General features: G+C 59.5%; 22 protein-coding genes. 9 read left to right on the top strand and 13 right to left on the bottom strand.

Annotation, left to right across the window (positions count from 1 at the left end):
* Nucleotides 1-285: 285 nt before the first annotated feature.
* On the top strand, nt 286-408 hold the full coding sequence (locus FZ934_RS28420; protein WP_281409912.1) for a hypothetical protein: 123 nt from the start codon (nt 286-288) through the stop codon (nt 406-408).
* Between the two features lie 10 nt (nt 409-418).
* Here FZ934_RS28420 and FZ934_RS12185 read toward each other — a convergent pair whose 3' ends face one another.
* On the bottom strand, nt 419-652 hold the full coding sequence (locus FZ934_RS12185) for a DUF6894 family protein (RefSeq protein ID WP_153271280.1): 234 nt from the start codon (nt 650-652) through the stop codon (nt 419-421).
* A gap of 93 nt (nt 653-745) precedes the next feature.
* Entirely contained in the window at nt 746-1,453 is a 708-nt protein-coding gene (locus FZ934_RS12180; RefSeq protein ID WP_246737794.1) for a Crp/Fnr family transcriptional regulator, read from the bottom strand.
* A gap of 237 nt (nt 1,454-1,690) precedes the next feature.
* On the opposite strand from FZ934_RS12180, the gene FZ934_RS12175 reads away from it, so the two are divergent.
* The 3 genes from FZ934_RS12175 to FZ934_RS12165 are packed head-to-tail and all read left to right on the top strand — an operon-like array spanning nt 1,691 to nt 4,181.
* A complete protein-coding gene (locus tag FZ934_RS12175) occupies nt 1,691-2,554 on the top strand; it encodes a TIGR02587 family membrane protein (RefSeq protein WP_153271279.1) in 864 nt (287 codons plus the stop codon).
* Nucleotides 2,555-2,563: 9 nt separating this feature from the next.
* Entirely contained in the window at nt 2,564-2,968 is a 405-nt protein-coding gene (locus tag FZ934_RS12170; protein ID WP_153271278.1) for a hypothetical protein, read from the top strand.
* Nucleotides 2,969-2,993: 25 nt separating this feature from the next.
* Complete coding sequence (locus FZ934_RS12165) at nt 2,994-4,181, top strand: low temperature requirement protein A (protein WP_153271277.1); 1,188 nt, start codon at nt 2,994-2,996, stop codon at nt 4,179-4,181.
* A gap of 9 nt (nt 4,182-4,190) precedes the next feature.
* On the opposite strand, the gene FZ934_RS12160 is transcribed toward FZ934_RS12165, so the two are convergent.
* Both FZ934_RS12160 and FZ934_RS12155 read right to left on the bottom strand, forming a co-directional pair.
* Nucleotides 4,191-4,574 carry a response regulator gene (locus FZ934_RS12160; protein ID WP_194273703.1) on the bottom strand — a complete coding sequence of 128 codons (384 nt, stop codon included), beginning with the start codon at nt 4,572-4,574 and terminating at the stop codon, nt 4,191-4,193.
* 59 nt (nt 4,575-4,633) lie between these two features.
* Nucleotides 4,634-5,140, bottom strand: a complete 507-nt coding sequence (locus FZ934_RS12155) for a sigma-70 family RNA polymerase sigma factor (RefSeq protein WP_153271275.1) — start codon at nt 5,138-5,140, stop codon at nt 4,634-4,636.
* Nucleotides 5,141-5,431: 291 nt separating this feature from the next.
* Between FZ934_RS12155 and FZ934_RS12150 the strand changes: the two genes are divergently transcribed.
* Both FZ934_RS12150 and FZ934_RS28130 read left to right on the top strand, forming a co-directional pair.
* A complete protein-coding gene (locus FZ934_RS12150; RefSeq protein WP_153271274.1) occupies nt 5,432-5,800 on the top strand; it encodes a response regulator in 369 nt (122 codons plus the stop codon).
* A 374-nt stretch (nt 5,801-6,174) separates the two neighbouring features.
* Nucleotides 6,175-6,447 (top strand): hypothetical protein, encoded by a 273-nt coding sequence (locus tag FZ934_RS28130; protein WP_246737793.1) that lies wholly within the window; start codon nt 6,175-6,177, stop codon nt 6,445-6,447.
* A gap of 446 nt (nt 6,448-6,893) precedes the next feature.
* Here the strand turns inward: FZ934_RS28130 and FZ934_RS12140 are convergent, their stop codons facing one another.
* Nucleotides 6,894-7,310 carry a DUF2267 domain-containing protein gene (locus FZ934_RS12140; RefSeq protein ID WP_153271273.1) on the bottom strand — a complete coding sequence of 139 codons (417 nt, stop codon included), beginning with the start codon at nt 7,308-7,310 and terminating at the stop codon, nt 6,894-6,896.
* 514 nt (nt 7,311-7,824) lie between these two features.
* On the opposite strand from FZ934_RS12140, the gene FZ934_RS12135 reads away from it, so the two are divergent.
* From FZ934_RS12135 to FZ934_RS12125, 3 genes are all read left to right on the top strand, one after another.
* On the top strand, nt 7,825-8,697 hold the full coding sequence (locus tag FZ934_RS12135) for a bile acid:sodium symporter family protein (protein WP_194273702.1): 873 nt from the start codon (nt 7,825-7,827) through the stop codon (nt 8,695-8,697).
* Nucleotides 8,698-9,135: 438 nt separating this feature from the next.
* A complete protein-coding gene (locus FZ934_RS12130) occupies nt 9,136-10,221 on the top strand; it encodes a hypothetical protein (protein WP_153271271.1) in 1,086 nt (361 codons plus the stop codon).
* A 99-nt stretch (nt 10,222-10,320) separates the two neighbouring features.
* Nucleotides 10,321-10,827, top strand: a complete 507-nt coding sequence (locus tag FZ934_RS12125; RefSeq protein WP_065690765.1) for a DUF4405 domain-containing protein — start codon at nt 10,321-10,323, stop codon at nt 10,825-10,827.
* On the opposite strand, the gene FZ934_RS12120 is transcribed toward FZ934_RS12125, so the two are convergent.
* From FZ934_RS12120 to FZ934_RS28550, 8 genes are all read right to left on the bottom strand, one after another.
* Nucleotides 10,821-12,002, bottom strand: coding sequence for an acetate/propionate family kinase (locus FZ934_RS12120; RefSeq protein WP_153271270.1), 1,182 nt, complete (start codon nt 12,000-12,002; stop codon nt 10,821-10,823). The genes FZ934_RS12125 and FZ934_RS12120 overlap by 7 nt on opposite strands.
* Nucleotides 12,003-12,025: 23 nt before the next feature.
* Nucleotides 12,026-12,316 carry a hypothetical protein gene (locus tag FZ934_RS12115; protein ID WP_065690767.1) on the bottom strand — a complete coding sequence of 97 codons (291 nt, stop codon included), beginning with the start codon at nt 12,314-12,316 and terminating at the stop codon, nt 12,026-12,028.
* The gene (locus tag FZ934_RS12110) at nt 12,303-13,928 is read right to left on the bottom strand and encodes an MBL fold metallo-hydrolase (protein WP_153271269.1); all 1,626 of its coding nucleotides are present in this window, start codon (nt 13,926-13,928) and stop codon (nt 12,303-12,305) included. The genes FZ934_RS12115 and FZ934_RS12110 overlap by 14 nt, the downstream gene beginning before the upstream one ends.
* A gap of 97 nt (nt 13,929-14,025) precedes the next feature.
* The gene (locus FZ934_RS12105) at nt 14,026-14,748 is read right to left on the bottom strand and encodes a CBS domain-containing protein (protein ID WP_153271268.1); all 723 of its coding nucleotides are present in this window, start codon (nt 14,746-14,748) and stop codon (nt 14,026-14,028) included.
* Nucleotides 14,749-14,858: 110 nt separating this feature from the next.
* Nucleotides 14,859-15,872, bottom strand: coding sequence for a lysylphosphatidylglycerol synthase transmembrane domain-containing protein (locus FZ934_RS12100; RefSeq protein WP_246737792.1), 1,014 nt, complete (start codon nt 15,870-15,872; stop codon nt 14,859-14,861).
* Between the two features lie 35 nt (nt 15,873-15,907).
* The gene (locus FZ934_RS12095) at nt 15,908-16,846 is read right to left on the bottom strand and encodes an ABC transporter ATP-binding protein (RefSeq protein ID WP_246737889.1); all 939 of its coding nucleotides are present in this window, start codon (nt 16,844-16,846) and stop codon (nt 15,908-15,910) included.
* A 174-nt stretch (nt 16,847-17,020) separates the two neighbouring features.
* Nucleotides 17,021-18,757 (bottom strand): magnesium-translocating P-type ATPase, encoded by a 1,737-nt coding sequence (gene mgtA / locus FZ934_RS12090; RefSeq protein WP_348649071.1) that lies wholly within the window; start codon nt 18,755-18,757, stop codon nt 17,021-17,023.
* Nucleotides 18,724-19,641 carry a cation-transporting P-type ATPase gene (locus tag FZ934_RS28550; RefSeq protein WP_348649070.1) on the bottom strand — a complete coding sequence of 306 codons (918 nt, stop codon included), beginning with the start codon at nt 19,639-19,641 and terminating at the stop codon, nt 18,724-18,726. Before FZ934_RS28550 ends, mgtA begins: the two co-directional genes overlap by 34 nt.
* Between the last annotated feature and the right edge of the window lie 36 nt (nt 19,642-19,677).

The following is a 19,677-nucleotide window of genomic DNA, read 5'->3' as shown; positions in this document are numbered from 1 at the left end:
TCACTTTGCGCCCTAGACGGCAGGCGAGTTGGCTTGAGCGAGCAGTGTTCGCCCTTGTTGTCGCTAGAAATCGCCCGTGGCGGCAAAAGTTCCGAGGGTGCGCGACACGCGGAATTGCACCGCGATCTGCCGGGCTTTGTACGCTGGCTGACAATCGATTGCCTTTTCATTGCAGCGGTTTACGTTTGAAGGATGTGGAAACCTGAAAACTCAGAGCCTCGTCGTCGTGTCTCCAGAAGCGCCGCTGAGCGGCGTGAACTGCTTGAGGCGACAACGCGGGCAGCGATGGCGGCGATCAACGTCGAAGAGGAAGCGCGCCGGGCAAAGACCGAGCGGCTTCGCATCATTCGGGAGGCTTCGCTCGCACAAAAAGCCGACGGTGCTGCCAGCGGTGGAAAAAGCACGTGATGCCGGTTCCCTAGTCGAATTTGATCACGTCTCTGAACAGAATCGCGGCAAGCACGTCCCCGCTGGAGTCGGTTATCTCGAACCGCATGCCGGCGATGCGCCTGTCGTGCAAGACGAGCTCGGCGACCATCTCACGCGCCGACTTCCTCGCTTCGGATCTCGCCGCCTCCAGTGTCGGAAGATCAACGCCCTCCTCATCGATGTCGTAACTGTTCTCGGAACGTACATTGAAATAGAAAAGCATATCGACCTCCATGCGCTGACGAAACGACAGGCAAGTGGCGCCAGTTCCATAGGAGGAGAGGCGATCTTCAAGTCCAAGGCAGCCGGCGTTGGATCAGGCGCCGATCAGGCGTTCGAACTCACGCTCGGGCAGGCCGTAGCACCCGGCCGTAAACCGCTCCAGGCCCTTGCGGTTAATCACGACGATCGATCCGCGGTTCGAGCGAATAAGCCTGTGCCCCTCCAGGATATGCAGAGCGGTGGTCACGCTGGGTCTCCGGATGCCGAGGAGAAATGCGATGTATTCGTGGGTGATTTCCAGAGTGTCAGATCGTACCCTGTCATGGCACATCAGAATCCACCGGGCGAGCCGCTGTTCCACGCGGAACTTGGCATTGGCGAGCGCCGTGTAGGAGACCTGGACGGCGAAGACGTGCATAAATTTGATGAAGGGAAGCTGAATCGTGGAACTTCTCGCAGTAGCGTCTCGCATCCTGTCGATAGGAATGCGATAGCCGCTCCCTCCAACCTGCATCTCGATCAGATAAGGCACCATCGTGTCGCCGATGATCGTCGACGTCGGGACGAAACCCTCGCGCCCGAACATGCCGGCTTCCGCTCTTTTACCATCCGGAAGCACGCTCATCACGGCGCCGATACCGCTATCGGGGAAATAGATATGCTCAAGCAACGCGTCGGGATGAGCAATCGTGTAGCGTGATGGCAGGTCGACCTTCTCAAGGTGTGGCGCGAGCAATGCAAGATCGCTATCTTGCAGCGATGCCAACATCCGATTGGAAATGTCTATTTCATCGAGTGGCACTCTTTGCTCCCCGCGTAGCCTTCAACGAACATAGCGCAGCTTATTCGGCCTTTCGATCCACGCAAGGTCGACAATCGAAGTCTGCTGCGCCGAGGCGTGGTGCGCCCCGTGGGTGCCTGCGTATCAGACGGCTGTGCGCCGTCGGTCGTTTTTCGGCCGAGAGGATCAAAAGCATCCAACTCTGCCAATTTCAAATAGACCAGTCGCCTTTTCTCGTTTCTCAACTATCTCAATTTCATGAGGTCATCAGCGTCTGCGGAAGCATCGAGTGGTTGGGACGGTTCGCGGTTCGCGGCGGGGATCGGGCGCGGATTTGCCGGCGCGCTGATCTTCGCGCTGCCGATGTTCATGACAATGGAAATGTGGGAGCTGGGCTTCTCGATGGACCGGCTGAGGCTGCTCCTGCTTCTCGTCCTCAACGTCCCTTTGCTGATTATCCTGTCCGACCGGGTCGGCTTCGAGGAGACGACCTGCTGGCGTGACGCCGTTCGGGACGCGATGGTCGCGTATGCGATCGGCATTCTGTCGAGCCTCGTCATCCTGTTCAGCGTCGCCGTTCTCAAGCTTGACCAGCCACTGTCGGAAATGGTCGGCAAGGTTGCCGTTCAATCGGTGCCGGCAAGCATCGGCGCTTTGCTTGGGCGCAGCCAGCTCAACGGAGATGTGGACGACAGCGGGGAGAGCGATGATCCGGTGCAGACGACGAACTACGATTATCCCGGAGAAATGTTTCTGATGGCGCTGGGCGCGCTTTTCCTCGGCCTAAACGTGGCGCCGACCGAGGAGATGATCCTCCTCTCTTACAAGATGACGCCATTGCATGCGCTGGCCGTGGTGATCCTCTCGCTCGCCGTCATGCATGGTTTCGTTTACGCCGTTTCCTTCAAGGGAGGCCACGAGATCGGCGACGACGTTCCGCGTTGGCATACGGTGATCCGCTTCACCCTTCCGGGCTACGTGATCGCGCTTCTAGTGAGCGCCTACGCGCTCTGGACGTTCCAGCGTTTCGATGACACAGCCGCCTCCCAAATGCTTTTGACGACGATTGTGCTCGGCTTGCCATGTTCCATAGGCGCGGCGGCCGCGCGCCTGATCTTGTAAGGAGCCGCGATGTCCCGCCGAAAGACCGCGGCCAATGCTTCACCCCATGTCGTCGAATGGATTGTCGGGCTTGCAAGCACGCTTCTCGTTGTCGCGATGATCGGCTTTATCGGCTTCGAAGTGCTAAGCGAGGAGGGCGGGCCGCCCCGGCTCGCGGTTTCGATCCTGGACCAACGCTCAAAGGCGGCACCAAACGAGCTTCTTTTCGAAGTCGCCAACTCCGCCGACACTACTGCGGCGGCTGTGGTCGTGCGCGGCGAGTTTCATAGCGGTGAGGGAGCCGAAGCGGAAACGTCGGAAGCGCGGTTCGATTACGTGCCGGCCCATTCGAAGGCACGCGGCGCGCTTATCTTCACGTCGCCGGTGGACGGTGGAAACGTCGCCATCCGCGTCGTCGGTTATGCTGATCCATAAAAACAAACCGAAGGAACTGCAATCGATGAGCAAGGCCGATCACAGGCGCCGATGGATCCGTGAGGAGGGGGCGGAAAAGTCCAGGGCGAGCTTTCCGGAACTGTTCTTCGATCTGGTTTTCGTTTTCGCGCTGGTTCAACTTTCCCACACGCTTGCCTCCGATTTTACGTCGGCTACGGCGGGCGAGGCGGCGTTGCTGATCCTGGCAATCTGGTGGGTCTGGATCAATACCACCTGGGTGACGAACCTTCTGAATACGGAGCGCGAGGCGGTGCGCCACATGCTCTTTATTCTGATGTTTGCCGGCATCCTCATGGCGATCGCCTTGCCCGAGGCGTTCGGGGAGCATGCCATGGCCTTCGCCGCGATCTATGCGGCTATGCAGATCGGCCGCTCGATCTTTACTGCCTACGCGTTTTTCGGCGCCGACCGACAGAGCGCCGTGGCGTTCATGCGCATCAGCATCTGGATGGTCGCCACGAGCCTCCTATGGATATTTGGCGCACTGGCGGATTTCGAAGGTCGAGTTGTCTTGTGGGGACTGGCAATCGCCGTGGAGTACGCTGTGCCGCTGATCCGTTACTGGGTGCCGTGGCTGGGAGCAGCGCCCAAGGAGACGTTGAGCTTGGCCGGCGAACACATGGCCGAGCGCTGCGCCCTGTTCGTCATCATCTGCCTCGGCGAAACAATCCTGACTACGGGACGCAACGCGGTGGAGCACATGGGCAGCGACATGACCTTCGCGGTCTTTTGCAGTGCCTTCGTCAGTACGGTGGCAATGTGGTGGATCTATTTCCACCATGGCCAGGAGAAGGCTGCCGAAAAGGCGGAAAACACCGGCACACCGGAAGCAGTTGCCCACAATCTCTTCACATATGGTCATTTACCGATCGTTGACGGCATCATCCTGACCGCCGTCGGCGAGGATTTCTCTCTGTCGCACAGCGAAGACAGGGGCGAGGCAACGCATGTTGCCGCCATCGTTGGGGGCCCGGCTCTGTTCCTGCTCGGCAACATATGGGTGAAAGTCAGCGCCGGGAGCCGCTTTCCACTGTCGCACATTGTCGGCGTTTGTTTGTTGGCCGGGATATCGGTGGCGAGTTTCGCATTGCCAAATTATGCGACCAGCCTATGCGCGACGATCGCGCTGCTGATTGCCGCCTTATGGGAATATGTAGCACTTCGCCGGATGTCTTCGGCCATGCAGGGTTAACCAACGCGATCAGTGCCGCGTGTCGAGCTTGGAAAGGATGACGGCGAGCAGCACCATCATCTCGTCGAGTTCCACCGGCTTTAAGAGCCGCTGCACCGTCTTGAAGCGCTCTGGTATCTCTCCGCCATCGTAGCCGGTCACGAACAGAAAAGGGATTTTGAGCATCGCCAGCCGATCCGCCAGTTCGAACACCCGCTCTGTCCCAAGGCGAATGTCGAGAATCGCGACATCGACCGCCCCGCGGCTGAGCGCCGACATACCACCCTGCAAATCGGAGAACGGCCCGACCACATCGCTTCCATGATCCTCGAGAGCGACTGTCAGATTGCTCGCCTGGAGGTAGTCGTCCTCCATCACGAGAACGCGTCGGCCGAGAAGCTCGCTGAACATCATTGCCATTCCACCAGTGATTCGGCTCCAGGCAGTGTCGCCTTGTCCGAGGGTTTCAACGCTTAGGCGGCAGTCTCGCCAAGATCGTCGGCGATGCGCTGGCGAGCGCGGTTTACCCGGCTCTTGATGGTGCCGGTGGCGCAATGAAAACGTCGCGCGGCCTCCTCGTAGGAGCGGCCCTCTATGAAAACGAACTTGAAGGCCGATCTGAAAGGTTCCTGCAGGCTTCCGCAGGCCCGTTCCAGTTCGTGGCCGCGCACACGCCATTCCTGCTCAGGGGCAACACTGCCGGCGTGGGAAGCGCACTCTTCAAGGCCGATAACCTCCCGCTTGCCGACGCGAAACCGTGTGCAGAACGAGTTTCTCATGATGGTGAAGAGCCACGACTTGAGCTTTGTGCCCGGTCGAAAATGATCGATATTGGACAGCCCCTTGAGGAGCGTTTCCTGAACTAGATCATCCACGTCCACGGGGCTCTTGTGAAAGGTTCTGGCGAAAGCATTTAAAGCGGGAATGAGAAGAACGACCTCCTCTTCGATCGAGCAGGCTTTGGTGTATTCGGAAACCATGTTGGATCCTCCAGTCATCGAAGGAAGCGGTGCAGAGGCGCTTTGTTCCGTGTTGTTGTAGCCGTGTACGCTAACGTACAATCACGCTAGTGCCATGCGCGCGCCTGATCGAACACAGCACGGGCAATATCGCCACGCCCATGCGCTACGCTCTCTCTTTGCTCCATTCACCTGAACCAAACCAAGATCGCATGCCGGGGTTTCCGTCAGGCGGAGATACCGCGGATGTACGGTAGCGTACGCTGCGACCGAACCTCTTGCTGTCGGCCTTTTTCACTATATTTTTGAGGAATGAAGGGATCGGATGGCAATGCTGCGTTGATCGTCGAGGATGAACTCTTCATCGTACTCGAACTCGAGGATATTCTGCTCGAGATGGGGTATGGGAAAGTCAACGCATTTTCCGAGGTCGCTGCGGCGCTCTCCTGGCTTGAACACGGTAAGCCCGCCATCGCGATCGTCGACTATCACCTGAAAGGCGGGACGGCGGAAGATCTGATCGCCGTTCTCGCCGAGGCGAGCGTCCCTACCGTGATCTATTCCGGCCGCTCATACGACCCCCAGATTGATCAAGCTCTTTCCGCCTACGAGTGGTTGATGAAGCCTGCCGATGAAACAATGCTCGCTGCCGCGATCGCCCGCGCATCGGGCGATGTCTAGGGAATTCCCCTAGCGAACGGGCTGGAACTTTTGAAAGACGGCAAGGTTTGGGTTGCTGTGTCTGCAAGGAGAATGAGATGGCCCTCAAGGCAATTGCACTGAACGGCACGCTGACGGATCACGACGTCGGACGGCGATATCCTCCCAGCCGGGATTGATCGGCATCGTGTCAATCACATTTGTGATCCTTCCTGGGACTTGAAATGAGGACGCCACAAACACTGGCTTCGCACGTAACCCCTGATGACATGCCGAGGAGTTAGGGCAGTACGCTCAAAAGCAAGTGATTGTTGAAACGGGATGAATGGCGCTTGGGCGGGAACAATGCTGCCGCGGTCAGTTAAATAGCGAGTTACAGCTGTTTGGATTGCATCATGACCTATGTCGTTTCCCAACCTGTCCCGCGCGCACTTAGATTTCCTCTTCGCGCGATACCCTTCCACTTTGCGGCCGCCTGCTTCATCGGCGCATTGCGGACCGATATCGCCTACTGGCAAACAGTGCTGATGATGTGGACCAACTTTTGCGCTTGGTCTCGTGGCCGGCCTCTGGTGGATGCCTTTCGCGGGATGCTCGTGCTGCGGACCCCGATCGGATGGCTCTACGTCGTGGGTAGTTTGATCGTCCTTGAATTCCTTCGTTCATAGCCGGGACGCCTGGACGTCGGTTATGCCGATGGGGCTCACCCTTTCCTCGGCGACTGCCGTCCTCGTCCTGCTCGTTACCGTCCTCGGCCCTCGGGTTCATCGCTTGGCCGTGGGAGGATGGTAAGATGTTGTTCCAATATTCCCACCCACAAACCATATTCGCCGGGTTGTTTGGCGGCGCCGCTGCATTGTCGCTTGTCGGCTGCAGCGATGATGAGCCCGTGCAAATTTTGCAAGTCTCCGTGGACTCAGGCCCCCGCAACCAAATCTTCACAAACGAAATACCCAGAAACATATCAAAGAAGACCCGCATCGGGCCGTAGAGACGCAAGGGCCGCGGGAAAGAGAAGGTAGTGAGGAAGGGGCCCGCACCCGGGGGAGGCTAACGCGTGACATACGCACGGTATTTGTTGCCCGTCGCGTGATTGGTTTTCATTGCGGATAACTCAGAGCCTCGCGGTGGTTACGCAGTGCCTCAGCGCAATGTCGAGCTTGTTCGATCTTTTACGAGGAAGGCGGGCTTCGAACAGCTGCAGGACCTTCGGCAGCAGCTCGGCGTCTGAGGCAATACTCTTGGGCAAAGCCGCGTTGAGCAGTGTTGGCAGATCGCGAAGATCATCGTGCCCTCGGCTCCTCATCGGATCCCAAGCCTCGAAATAGAGACCGCGAAGCATCATCGGCAAATCGTTGCCAACCTTAGCGTTATCGTCCACCGAAAGCCTGTCTCGCACTCCGTGAAGGATCGTGCGCAGCACCTCATATGCGACGCGCTGCTCGCAGCCGAGCAGTTCCGAGAGTTCCCGGATCCAGACCGTAGCCTCCTGTGCGGCATCCGGAAAGGTGAGAATAGGGCTGTAGCGCATGCGACCCTCCGTATTGCAGTCCTTCGGCAGTTTCGATTTGCAAAAAGAATAAATGTCAGTGTCGTCCTGTAATCTCCGTCCACTACGCGGTCGGCGGCAGGAAAGCGTGGGACGAAGATCGCGTGGCCTCCAGGGCGCGCGCTCACCTCAAGGCGCGTCGATGCGATTGAAATCCTGCACGAGCGACGCGAGTTCGATCAAAGCAACAGCGGGCACGGAGACGAGACGCGCCAGAAGCGGCGCCTGTCGCAGTTCGCCTTTCAGCCGCTTTCTCAACCCGGACGGCTGGGGCGATTTGCTGGACGTTACCCATCGCTACCTGCCAGAGTGCTCATCTGCGACGGAGAGAATAGGAGCACGATTGCAACGCGCATTGACGGGGATCAAAGCGGGGATGCCGTATTGATCAATCCATCGTCCCTAGCCGTGATTTCGCTGCGCACATTGAAGGAGATCAACGACGGGTATCGGACATCGCAGTATGTTTGCCCCTAAAAGCCGGAAGGTGCCGAGGATGTCGGATCTGCTGAACTACACCCTGCATGTGGCGCTGGTCTCATTCATGCTCGGCAGTCTGGTCGATGTAGGCCTCAAGCTCGAGATAAGGGAAGCCTGGGCTGCACTGCACGACAAGCGGTTCGTGATATCCAGCGTTCTAGCGGCTTTCATCGTCGGGCCTCTCCTTGCCCTGTTTATCGCGCGCGCACTCGCATTGCCGGAGCCTTACGCACTCGGGCTGTTGCTGCTTGGCCTGACGCCATGTGCGCCGTTTCTGCCCCTGCTTTCAGATGTCGCGAAAGGTGATCCGGCCTACACGGCAGCGTTCATCGTGATCGCAGCGCTTGGCACGATCGTCGTGATGCCAATCGCGGTGCCCTTCGTCGCGCCGGACCTGCATGCGGGCGCGGGCGTTGTCGTGCGGCCTCTGCTGCTGTTGGTGCTTGCGCCGTTCGCCAGCGGCATCGCCGTTCGAAGCCTCTCAAAGAGATGGGCCGACAGAAGTGATCCGATCATCAGAAAGCTGGTCGCGGTGAACATTGTCATACTTCTTGTCGTTGCCGTGCTGCAGAACTGGCAGGAGATGCTGAGTGCGGTTGGCACCTGGGCGATCGCCGCGCAGTTCATATACTACATCGCACTGGCGGCTTGTTCCTATGCGCTTTCGTTCGGGCTGAGATACGACAAGCGCAGCGTTGTCACGCTCGGAGTGTCCACCAGGAATGTCGGCGCAGCGCTTGCGCCGTTATCCGCCGTTCCAGACGCGGACCCGCGGTCCAGCACAATGTGCATTCTTGCCGCCTGCATCACTCTTCTCGTTGGATTTGCTGTTGCAAGGCTGGTCGGCCGGCTGGCTCCTGCCCCTCGTCTTGAAATCAACCGCGGTTAGCGTGTCTGAACCGTCTTCCGGTGCCGCCCGCATGCATCGGGCCTCATCAAGCGGAAGCTCTCTCATTTTGATTTAACTCAATGTGGGACAGCGTCAGCCTGATAGCCTTTAATCACAAGTTGGCACTCCCGGTTTGCGGGGGCGTGCGCGTCGCGATCAAATACGTCCGAGAGCAGGCATCGAGGGAGCTACGCATGAGCTTCACAAGCAAAACCAAGTACATCTGCGTGCCGACTCGCCATGGTCTTTTCAACGTCGTTGATGCCGCGACCGGCGCGCCTGCTGAAGTCGATGCCACGGCGATCTTTCTTACACGCAGGGAAGCGCATCGCCTTATCGCAAGGCTCGGTAGGGCCGCTTCACATGGAAGCGACGATCAACGTCTGATCGTCCCGCAACAATCCCTCGGGGCTACGCGTGAGTACGAAGGGGAAGGCAATGGTACATGCAGGAGCTGTTGAAGAAGCTGCCGCGGCACCCTCAAAATCGGACGTGCAAGATCAGCTAGACAGGATCCTCGCAAGCGAGGATCTCCGTCTCCCGACGCGTGCGCAGAACTTCCTGCGGTATGTGGTCGAGGAGACGCTTGAGGGACGGTCGCACTACCTGAAGGCCTACACGATCGCCGAGACGGTCTTTGCAAGACGAAACTTCGACGCGCAGAATGATCCCGCGGTCCGCATCGAGGCTTGCCGGATCAGGAGAGAGCTGGAGCGCTTCTATCTGCTGTCGCAACAGCCTGAACCTGTCCTGATCACGATTCCCAAAGGTGGCTACGTTCCGTCATTCGCGACCAATCCGGATTTCGGAGTGCAGATTGCGGCGGTCGCGACGAACCCCCCGCCCATTTTGGTGAGGCGCGCCGAGTGGCTCAATGGTCCTTCGAGGCAATCGGCCGGCCTCAAGAGGGCATTCGTTGGATTTTCGATCATCGGGACCGCGACAATCTCTGTTATTGCCCTGCAACTTGCCTCAACGCCACCGGTACAAAAGCCGGCTGAGGTGCAGGCGGCGCCAACGATCGTCGTGGAGCCTATCGATGATGCTGGCGGCGGCGGCCAGGCAGCGGAGATCTCTCGCTTCCTCAGAGACGAGCTTGTCGTCAAACTCGTGTCGGGCGGAAAGCTGACAGTGATGCTGCAGCCTGCAGCATCCGGCGCCAACGGGGATGAGCGCTACTTGCTGCAAAGCAGTGTAAGGGAGAACGAGGAGCGGCTTCGTCTCACAGCTCGCCTCGTGCGCCAGAGCGATGGAGCCGTCCTCTGGTCGGACAGCTACGACCTGAACCAGCGCCCGGACACATCGCTGGGGACGGAGGAGGCGGTGGCAGACCAGATCGCACATGACATTGCGCAGCCACTCAAGATCGGGTCGTCTCTGACGCTGCCCACAGTTTCGCTATCGGACAAAGGAGACGCCAAGGGTAGCAGCGGGGCGCATATGTCGATGCCCGCAGGCGTTGAACCTCAATCCTTGGCGAGCAACAGGGAAAAACGCACTGCGATGGGCGGTCTATCATTCTAGGGAGCGGCGAAGGTAGGTGAGGCACCCACTATGAACGATGTTTAACTATGGCCATGCGAAGTGCCATGTCATGATCCCGCCATTACCAACAGGTGGACAATGACGAACCTCATAAAGCGTTACGCAACCCCATTCATCACCGGCTTGTTTCTTGTTTCATTGATTTCTGGTATCGCGCTCTTCTTCCATGTCGGCCAAGGCTGGTTTCATGGCATGCACGAGTGGCTCAGTATGGTTCTGATCGCTCCCTTCGCTTTTCACCTCTGGAAGAACTGGAAGGCGTTTTCCAGTTATTTCCGACGGGCGCCGATGGCGATTGCGTTGGTGATCTCGCTGGCTGCCGCCCTCTATTACGCGGTGCCGTCGGGAGCCGAGGGTGGCCGCGCTGGCGGCCCTCCTCACTTCGCCTTTGCCAGCGCCATCCTGAAAAATCCCGCATCCCAGGTCGCGCCGCTTCTAGGGACGACGCCCGAGGCCCTTGTCCAGAAGTTGACCAGTGCTGGATTTGCCGCTGCCGCATCCGAGGCAACCCTTAGTGATATAGCGGTGCGCTCCGGCAAGGATGAGGCGGCGCTTCTTCAGATATTGGTTGCGAAGCCTCAATGATATCCATGTCGATTGATGGTAGCGAGTGCCTCGTCGGCGATGACTTGCTCTTCGTCAGTGGGAATGACGAATGCAGCAATGGTGCTGTCCTTGGCATTCAACACGGTTGCGCTGGTTTTGTTGGCCGCCTCGTTCAGGGAAAGGCCCATCCATAACAGGTGCCGCTCGATCCCCCGGCGGATCTCAGGCTGGTGCTCTCCAATACCGCCGGTAAAGACGATCGCGTCGACGCCGCCAATCGAAACGGCGAGACGGCCGATTTCGCCCGCAACTCTGAAGCAGAACAGATCGATGGCTTCCCTGGCGGCGGGGCGGAAGTCCTCCAGGAGGGCTTGGGTATCGCCGCTTGTCCCCGAGACCCCGAAAAGCCCGCATCGATGATAGAGAAAATCCTCCAGCTTGTCGGCATCCGACAATTCGGATCTGAGTAGATGAAGCAGGACGCCGGGATCCATAGCTCCCGGCCGCGTGGCCATCGGGACGCCATCGAGAGCTGAAAAACCCATGCTGGTGTCAATGCTCACTCCATCGACCATGCCGCAAAGGCTGGCGCTGTTTCCAAGGTGAGCGCAGACAACTCTGCCGCCGCCTATGTCTGGCGCAAGTCTATGCAGACAGGCCGATACATGTTTGTAGGAGAGACCGTGGAAGCCGTATCTCCGCACGCCCGCCTCGTGCATCGAGGTGGGGATTGCCAGTCTCGTCGCCAGGCTGCATTGCGAGGCGTGAAAGGCCGTGTCGAAGGATGCGGTTTGCACGACTGGCGGATAGAGCGAGAAGATGGCGTCGATTACTTGCAGCGCCTGCGACTGCTCCCGAGGCGCCAGTCGTGACAAACCGTCGATTTGGGACATTGTGCTCGCGTTGAGCGGCGTCGGCCCGTTGAAAAGGAGTCCGCCATGTATGATGCGGTGGCCGACAAATGCCATGTGGCAGTCAGCATGCACCAGACGATCGATAACATTCGCGATTACCTTGATGCCAATGCCGTCTGCGATAATCGGCAGGTCGATTTCCTGGATATCCTCGCCCACCTGATATGTGAACCGCGGGCTCTGACCGAAACACAAAGTGCCTCGGCCGACACGCTTGGCCACCCCGGAGCCGACATCGAACACGCCAATCTTCAAACTCCAAGAACCGGCATTGAAGACTACTCCCACTTCCCTGGTCATGCTGAACCTCACTTGGTCGCCAGCTACCGGGAGCTGGCTTCCGCCACGGCGGACTCCAATAGCTGCAAGGCGTAGTCTGCCGTCGACTTCTCATCATCGGCGCAGAGCTTCAACGCGCGGCACCGATTCTTCAGATCTCGCAGGATCCGGCGCCGAACTCTCTCGATGACAGGCGCATGCTCCTTCTTCAGAAGCTCCTGCAGGCAGGCGACGGCGACCAGTTCTGACACCAGAAGCCTGCCTTCCACTTCGCCCTGCGTGGGAACGGCGAAGTGTTCGCCAGCGGGTTTGAAATCCCGGTCAGTGCATAGCATTGTGGTTCTCCTTTGCCTTGATGTCTTCTTCGCCAGGGTCGAGCGCGCGCCTGACCTTGCGAAGGATCACAGCCCGGCCTTTCTGATCGGCGGCTTGGCTCAGACGGTCGGAGAGGTCGAGGACGAAGCTCTGGAAGTCATTATGCCAATCCGGGCGACCAAGTTGCTCGGGTGCAAGCCGGACATGGGCTGCGTCTTCGATCAGGCGCGCGCCCTCCCTGGTCAGGGAGAAGCTGTCATCGAGACGGGGCTCCATCACAGGGACCATCAGGGATTTTGACAGGCGGCTCGTCAGGGCGCTACGCGCTTCCGGCTCACCATGGACCAGAAATACTCCCTTGCCGATCGGCGCCCGGGCCGAAACCCATTCCTCCAGATCCGAGGCATCCGCGTGACCACTATAGGCGTCGAAGGTTACGATCGTCGCCTGCACCTGAATCTCGTCGCCCTGGATCCGCACCACGCGGGCACCATCCTGCAGGATGCGTCCAAGAGTTCCCGATGCCTGGAAGCCCACCAGAAGGACGGTGCATTCCGGTCGCCAGAGCCAGTTTCGCAGACGGTGACGGATACGCCCCGCTTCGCACATGCCGCTCGCCGCAATGATGATGTGGAAACCACGGACCAGATCGAGCGCCTTCGACTGCTCGGCGGACTCGGTGAACCTGACGTTCGGCGCGTTGAGAGCACGTATGAAGGCGGCCGCGTTGGCAAGCTCTCCGGCCTGGGTCTTGAACACCTCGGTTGCCCTCGACGCCAGTGGCGAGTCGATCATGATCGGCAAACGCGGAAGGCTGCCGTCGTCCATCAACGCGATGAGATCCGTCAAGACCTCCTGGGTCCGCTCGACGGCAAAGGACGGGATCAGAAGCGCGCCGCTTGGGCTGTGCGCCTTCGCGACGATTTCCTTCAGGCGGTTGCGGCGTGCATCCTGCGTCAGGTCCTCGCGCTCACGGTCTCCATAGGTGCTTTCGCAGATGAGATAGTCGATGCCTGAAGGAGCCTGGGGCAATCCCTCCAGCAGTTTGAAGCGGGTGCCGACGTCGCCGGAAAATAGCAGGCGTCGCGCATCGTCTGCGCCCGCCACCTCGATCTCTATGGAGGCGGATCCGAGCATGTGGCCGGCGTTCCAGAAGCGGAACCTGATCCCGTCGCCCATGTCCCGCCATTGCAGGTACGGCACGCTGATGAACTGGGGCATCACCATGCGGGCGTCGTCGGCGGTGTAAATGGGCTCCACGGGAGCGCGTGAGCGCCTGCGGCTGCGGCGGTTGAGCTGCTTGACTTCGGACTCCTGGATATGTCCGGAATCCTGCAGCATGACCCCGCATAGTTCCATGGTCGGCCGCGTGGCGTAGATCGGCCCGCTGAACCCCTCCTTCGCCAGCTTCGGAAGGAGACCCGAGTGATCAATGTGAGCGTGTGTCAGGAGAACGGCATCGATCTCCGTCGGATCGAAGGGGAAGGGGCGGTAGTTAAGCTCTTTTTCGCTCTTCGAGCCCTGGAACATGCCACAATCGATCATGATCCGGCGATCTGCAGCCTCCAGAATGAAGCAGGAGCCGGTGACAGATCCGGCTGCGCCATGGAAGGATAATTTGGGGTCCGGCATGTTCCACCTGTCAGCGTTCGGGCAGAGCATAAAGGAGAGGGGCAGGCCGTCCTTGATGAAGGTCAATCTGTGAACGACATGCCGAACTAAAACTGTGTCAGACGCGATCTTCCTCACCGACTGGCGGTGGCAGCGCCACTCCATAGTAGGGGTCGATCCATGTCAGATGGTCGGAAATCGCCGTTACACCCGGCACATTCTCCGCCGCGACCTTCGCAGCCAGTCTTTCCCGTTCGTCGAAGATGGTGCCGGCCAATTCCGCGACCCCGTTTCTAACTATGCAGCGGATGAAGCCATTCTTGCTCCAGATCTGCTTTGCGAGCTCGGCTTCGACGGCGAGTTGTATCTGAGCATCGGCTGTCGATGGAGCCGACGGTCTCTGCATCCTTGTCAGCGCGCGCAGCAGATCCGACCGCGCGATGATCCCGACCAGCTTCCCGTCCGAAATGACCGGCAGTCGCTTCACGTCGTTTCGTTCCATCAACTGGACAGCATCGGACAGCGATGCAGTCGGAGCAACGACGACAACGTGCTCGTTCATCACCTCTGCTACGCGGCGGCCGTGAGAGCGGACATATTCGTCAGCGATCTTGCCGGGGCTGGCGAGCCAGCCTTGCAGCCAGGAGCGCTTGCGGTCCGTGGCGAGCTCATGTCGACGCAGGAAGTCGCCTTCGGTGATCATGCCGACAAGGACGCCCTTGTCGTCCACCACCGGCAGCCCGCTGATCCGGTTGGCGAGCATGATGTCGGCGGCCTCAAGGACCGTGGCGGAAGCATTGACGGTCATCGGGGATGGCGTCATTGCGTTTTCGACGAGCATGTCTTTTTCTCCTGATCATCGCTTCATTTAGAAGCTAGCCCTCCCGTCGCCATGGCGGGAAGAGTCACGAGTACAATCCTGCCTTCGGTCGACCCATGCATTGACGCAGGTCAAAGATCCGCCTGTGCCTCCCGATGGGTCAGCCACATTCCGGGAAGCATCGGGATCCAGAACGACAATCCTCGGAAGATCAGGGTGGCGGCGAGGGCGACCTCGATGCTGACTCCAAAAAGGTGAAGGACTGCTACGCAGCCGCCTTCGAAGGAGCCAAGACCGAGCGGAATGGGGGAAACCGTTGCCACGACCGACGCGAGGACAAAGGCGAGAAACGCAGGTGAAACCGCAATGCTGGTGCCAAGGGCGTAGATGGCAAGCCAAAGCGTTGTCGCGTCCAGGACGAAAATTGCCAGCTGCAGGAAAATCGTGATGCCGAGCATACCGGGAGAACTCACCATGTCGGTCCGAACCTGTTCAAGCGCTTTCGCGAGGCGTGTCACTACCGGCCGCTGCAGGAGCGTGCGGGGGATCCAGCGCCCCTTGCTGACAGTGACGGCGACCAGGCAGGTTGTCATGACGACGATGATCGCGGCGAAGATGATGGAGAGCAGCGGCCAGGTGCCGCTGAGGTCGCCTGTTGACCACAGCAGGGCGAAGGCGAGCGCTGCCATCAGAAAGTAGGCGGCGTAATAGGAGAGGGCGGCAATCAGCAGGGCGGTTAATGCGATCGCGGACGGAATTTGTCGCCGCACCAGACCGCGCGCAACCAGCAGGCTTCCGCTCAGGCCGCCCGTCGGTATCGCCTGGTTTGCGAAAAGCTCCATCACCGCGAGTTTGAGCAGGTCCCGAAGCTCGAGCGGATAACCGGCCCGCCTGGTTACCACCTGCCAAACTGCCGCGGCGCAGGCGTAGGTCGCCATCTGGCATGACAGGGCGGCAAGTATCCAAAGCGGATTGGCGGCTCTCAATACAGCCAGAAACTCGGCCAGATCCGCGAAGTGCAGGAGAAGTGCCATCACGCCGGCGAATATCAGCGCGCCGGTCAGCCAGCCCATGATTGCTCGGCCGGTCGATCGGTCACGCTTCAGCAGGAGGTCGTCAGGTTCGGCCCAATGTTCGTTCGCCACCGGCTGCCTCCGTCGTTAGCCCAACCGCGTCCCGTCTAGTTCGCTCCACCACTCGACGGGCGCTGATCGAGGGCGCTCGCGTCGCGGATCAGTTCGTATTTCACCTGAGTGACGCGCAGGTCGCGATACCAGTCGACGAGCGCGCCCCAAGGGTCAGACACCTTGTTGAGGCCGGCGATGAAAGCGACAACCGTCCCGATCTCGATCTTGCCCGTGATGACGTAGTAGCCACCGAGCGCGAAGATCCCGGCGTATCCGAGCTGAAACATCAGGTTCATCAGGAAGTTGAGCGAGTATTTCAGCTTGTAGATGCTCATATTCGTCGAGAAGAGGCGTTGCACGCGGGCGGCCTGATGCTTCGGTGATTTTGGCGAGGAATGGTCGACCATTTCCTCACTTAGGTGCCGCATGACGGTGATCTTCGTTTTCACGCGCTGATTTATCAGCCCCTGAAGAACCGGGACGAGGATGGCCTGGGGAACGAATACCGCGATGACGGCCAGGGCAAGCAACGGCTGCAGATAGATCATGTAGCTGCCTACGGCGAGGAGCACGCCAGCCTGCAGCACCGGTTCGGTTATGCTGGTGCCAACGAAACCGCCAACCGGCTCGGCCTCTGCGAGCACGATCGACATCTCGATGCCCTCGGCCACCGTCGTGAGCCCCTCGGCATGGCGCTCGCCGGCATCGATGACCACCATGCGTAACCAGCGGATGGCAACTTCACCAATCCAGCCACGATATACGTTGAGAACGAGCTTGATCCCGCCTTCGCTCAAGACGAGCGCCAGGTAGGCTGCGACGAGAGCCAGGATTGCGTTCAGACTTGCTCCCTGCGTCGCGTCATTCACGATCCGCCGCTGGACCTCGAGCGGAAGGATGCCCACCGCAAACAGGAGAACTGACAGCAATACCAGCAGCGCCTGGTGACCCCGCCCCATCCTTGAAATGAAGCCGGAGAGCTTTCGCGGCATCGTCGCATCTGCCTTGTCGGATCGCACATCGGCCTCCGTCTCCTGCTGCATCAGCGCCTCGCGTTGCCTGCTCTCCGCCCCCATCACAGTATCCTTTTGCTAGCACAGTCAGCCAGGTCGCAGCATTCTCTTCATTGATACATCGCAATTGGGCGCCCGCAGGCCGCGCCGCTCCTATAAGCCCCATCTCCGGACAAACCAAAGTTTCGCAAGATGCGCGAATACTGCGTAGAGAAGCAGGATGACCACGAGCAGTGGCCAGTACGGAAGTGGCAGCGGAACGAACCCAAGCGCTGCGCCGAGGCCGGTCGTTGGCAGGATGACACCCACGACCGCAACAAGGAGACTGGCGGTCATCAATGCCGTGCTGGCGGAGCTCTCGATGAAGGGTATGCGCGACGTCCTGATGACGTGGATGATCAGCGTCTGCGTCAGCAGCGATTCCACAAACCATCCTGTCTGGAATAACGCCGGGTTTGCCCAGGCATTGAAGACGAACAGCATCATGGCGAACGTGGCGTAGTCGAAGATAGAGCTTACGGGGCCGAGCAGGACCATGAACCTGAAGACGCCGGCTATTTCCCACCGCCTTGGCGAAGCGACAAATTCATCGTCGACCGTGTCTGTCGGAATGGCTGTCTGCGAGAGGTCGTAGAGCAGATTGTTGGCGAGCACCTGGATTGCGGTCATGGGCAGGAATGGAAGGAAAATGCTCGCGCCCACGACGCTGAACATGTTTCCGAAGTTCGAGCTTGCGCCCATCCTGATGTATTTGGTGATGTTGGCGAATACCTTGCGGCCCTCGATCACGCCATCGCGAAGCACGAGCAGGTTTTTTTCCAGGAGGATGATGTCGGCCGACTCCCGGGCGATGTCGACGGCACTATCGACCGATATGCCAACGTCGGCGCTCTTCAGCGCCGGGCCGTCGTTGATGCCGTCGCCCAGAAACCCGACGACGTGTCCGCTTGCCCGCAGGAGCTGAACGATACGCTCCTTCTGGTCGGGCGTGAGCTTGGCAAACACGGTTGCCCTTGCCGTCGCGGCCGCGACTTCGCCTTCCGTCATCTTGCTGAGCAGTGGGCCGAGAACAATATCCTGCGCATCGATGCCGACGTCACCGCAGATCTTGCGGGTGATGACCTCGTTATCGCCCGTCAGGATCTTTACGCGTACGCCACTGGCTTCGAGCGCGGCGATCGCCTTCGATGCGCTCTCTTTTGGCGGGTCGAGGAACGAGATGTAGCCGAGAAGAACAAGGTCTCTTTCGTCTTCGACACCGTAGCTCGGCTTCGTGTCATTCATCTCCCTGTATGCAACCGCGACTACCCGAAACCCGCTCTTGTTCAGCAGTACGGTCTCTTGCTTTGCCGTCTCCAGGTGCCCGGGATCGAGGGTGCCGATGACGCCGGCGTCTTCGTATCGTGTAGAGACGTCGAATATCTCCTCAACGGCCCCCTTGCAGATGAGAACATGCTTTTCTTGTCCATCGGAGACGATCACGGACAACCGGCGGCGCGAGAAGTCGAACGGGATCTCTCCCACCTTCTTGAAATGCTCGTCAACGCGGAGCGCTTCATGGACGTCACCATGCTCCAGGACGGCGACATCCAGAAGATTCTTCAGTCCGGATTGGAAATAGCTGTTGAGGTATGCGTAGTGCAGCACGCGCGGCGAGTCCTCGCCATGAATGTCGACATGCTGCTTGAGGATGATCTTGTCCTGCGTCAGCGTACCGGTCTTGTCGGTACACAGAACATCCATTGCGCCGAGGTTCTGGATTGCGTTCAACCGCTTTACGATTACCTTGGACTTCGCCATCGCCAGGGCGCCTTTGGCGAGGTTGACCGTCACCGCCATCGGCAGCATTTCAGGCGTCAATCCGACAGCGACCGCCACCGCAAAAAGCAAGGCCTCCAGCCAATTTCCCTTGGTGATGCCGTTGATGACAAAGACGAGGGGCCGAGGACAACGGTCACGCCGATCATCAGCCAGGTGAACCGCCGGATGCCGCGATCGAATGCCGTCTCCTCCTGCTGTGCCGCGACCTTTTCGGCCAGTGCGCCAAAGAAGGTGTTGGCTCCTGTCCGGATCACCAGGGCCCGGGCGAAGCCGCTTACAACGTTCGACCCCATAAAACAGAGATTGCTCCGGTCCAGAGCCCCCTCGATATTGTCATGACAAGGAGCCGCCTGCTTTTCGACCGGCATTGCCTCGCCGGTCAGCGCGGACTGGTTGACGTAGAGATCCGTGGCCTCGAGCAGGCGGACATCGGCCGGCATGAGATCACCCGCCGAAAGCTGCACCACATCTCCAGGCACGAGGTCTTCGACCGCAATTTCTTCTAACGTGGAACGCCCATCCCCGGGTCGATGAACGGTCGCAGTGGTCTTCACCATCGCGCGCAACTGCGCCGCCGCCTGACTGGAACGATGCTCCTGGATGAAGGCCATGCCGACAGAAAGGACCACGATTGCGAATATGACGATCGAGGCTCTGACGTCTCCGAGCGTATAGGACACGAATGCGAGAACCAACAGCAGCGCATTCAGAGGGCTCTTGGCGCGAGACCAGATCTCGGCAAGCAGCGGCATACGCTGCTCCCGGCTGACAATATTCGGCCCGTATTGATCGCGCCGGAGCTGAGCCTCGGACGAAGATATGCCGGCCTGGCTCGAACGAAGCAGGTCGCAAGCCTTGTCCTGCGAGCCCTCGCTTATGGTCGCGAGGTCTTCCGCATCACGCGTGGCGGCGTTGCCCGCCTCGAAGCTCACTGTCCCCGCCCTCACGTTCATCGATCGCGAGCCTCCATTTCATCCGCGCATCGGCCG

Origin of the sequence: Rhizobium grahamii, assembly GCF_009498215.1 — a bacterium.
Taxonomy (GTDB): domain Bacteria; phylum Pseudomonadota; class Alphaproteobacteria; order Rhizobiales; family Rhizobiaceae; genus Rhizobium; species Rhizobium grahamii_A.
This window is presented reverse-complemented; position numbering and strand designations above follow the sequence as displayed.

Excerpts from the sequence above, each read along its gene's own strand:
- FZ934_RS28420 (WP_281409912.1), top strand. The coding sequence starts at position 286 with ATGGCGGCGATCAACGTCGAAGAGGAAGCGCGCCGGGCAAAGACCGAG.
- FZ934_RS12185 (WP_153271280.1), bottom strand. The coding sequence starts at position 652 with ATGCTTTTCTATTTCAATGTACGTTCCGAGAACAGTTACGACATCGAT.
- FZ934_RS12175 (WP_153271279.1), top strand. The coding sequence starts at position 1,691 with ATGAGGTCATCAGCGTCTGCGGAAGCATCGAGTGGTTGGGACGGTTCG.
- FZ934_RS12170 (WP_153271278.1), top strand. The coding sequence starts at position 2,564 with ATGTCCCGCCGAAAGACCGCGGCCAATGCTTCACCCCATGTCGTCGAA.
- FZ934_RS12165 (WP_153271277.1), top strand. The coding sequence starts at position 2,994 with ATGAGCAAGGCCGATCACAGGCGCCGATGGATCCGTGAGGAGGGGGCG.
- FZ934_RS12160 (WP_194273703.1), bottom strand. The coding sequence starts at position 4,574 with ATGATGTTCAGCGAGCTTCTCGGCCGACGCGTTCTCGTGATGGAGGAC.
- FZ934_RS12155 (WP_153271275.1), bottom strand. The coding sequence starts at position 5,140 with ATGGTTTCCGAATACACCAAAGCCTGCTCGATCGAAGAGGAGGTCGTT.
- FZ934_RS12150 (WP_153271274.1), top strand. The coding sequence starts at position 5,432 with ATGAAGGGATCGGATGGCAATGCTGCGTTGATCGTCGAGGATGAACTC.
- FZ934_RS28130 (WP_246737793.1), top strand. The coding sequence starts at position 6,175 with ATGACCTATGTCGTTTCCCAACCTGTCCCGCGCGCACTTAGATTTCCT.
- FZ934_RS12140 (WP_153271273.1), bottom strand. The coding sequence starts at position 7,310 with ATGCGCTACAGCCCTATTCTCACCTTTCCGGATGCCGCACAGGAGGCT.
- FZ934_RS12135 (WP_194273702.1), top strand. The coding sequence starts at position 7,825 with ATGTCGGATCTGCTGAACTACACCCTGCATGTGGCGCTGGTCTCATTC.
- FZ934_RS12130 (WP_153271271.1), top strand. The coding sequence starts at position 9,136 with ATGGTACATGCAGGAGCTGTTGAAGAAGCTGCCGCGGCACCCTCAAAA.
- FZ934_RS12125 (WP_065690765.1), top strand. The coding sequence starts at position 10,321 with ATGACGAACCTCATAAAGCGTTACGCAACCCCATTCATCACCGGCTTG.
- FZ934_RS12120 (WP_153271270.1), bottom strand. The coding sequence starts at position 12,002 with ATGACCAGGGAAGTGGGAGTAGTCTTCAATGCCGGTTCTTGGAGTTTG.
- FZ934_RS12115 (WP_065690767.1), bottom strand. The coding sequence starts at position 12,316 with ATGCTATGCACTGACCGGGATTTCAAACCCGCTGGCGAACACTTCGCC.
- FZ934_RS12110 (WP_153271269.1), bottom strand. The coding sequence starts at position 13,928 with ATGCCGGACCCCAAATTATCCTTCCATGGCGCAGCCGGATCTGTCACC.
- FZ934_RS12105 (WP_153271268.1), bottom strand. The coding sequence starts at position 14,748 with ATGCTCGTCGAAAACGCAATGACGCCATCCCCGATGACCGTCAATGCT.
- FZ934_RS12095 (WP_246737889.1), bottom strand. The coding sequence starts at position 16,846 with ATGCCGCGAAAGCTCTCCGGCTTCATTTCAAGGATGGGGCGGGGTCAC.
- FZ934_RS28550 (WP_348649070.1), bottom strand. The coding sequence starts at position 19,641 with ATGAACGTGAGGGCGGGGACAGTGAGCTTCGAGGCGGGCAACGCCGCC.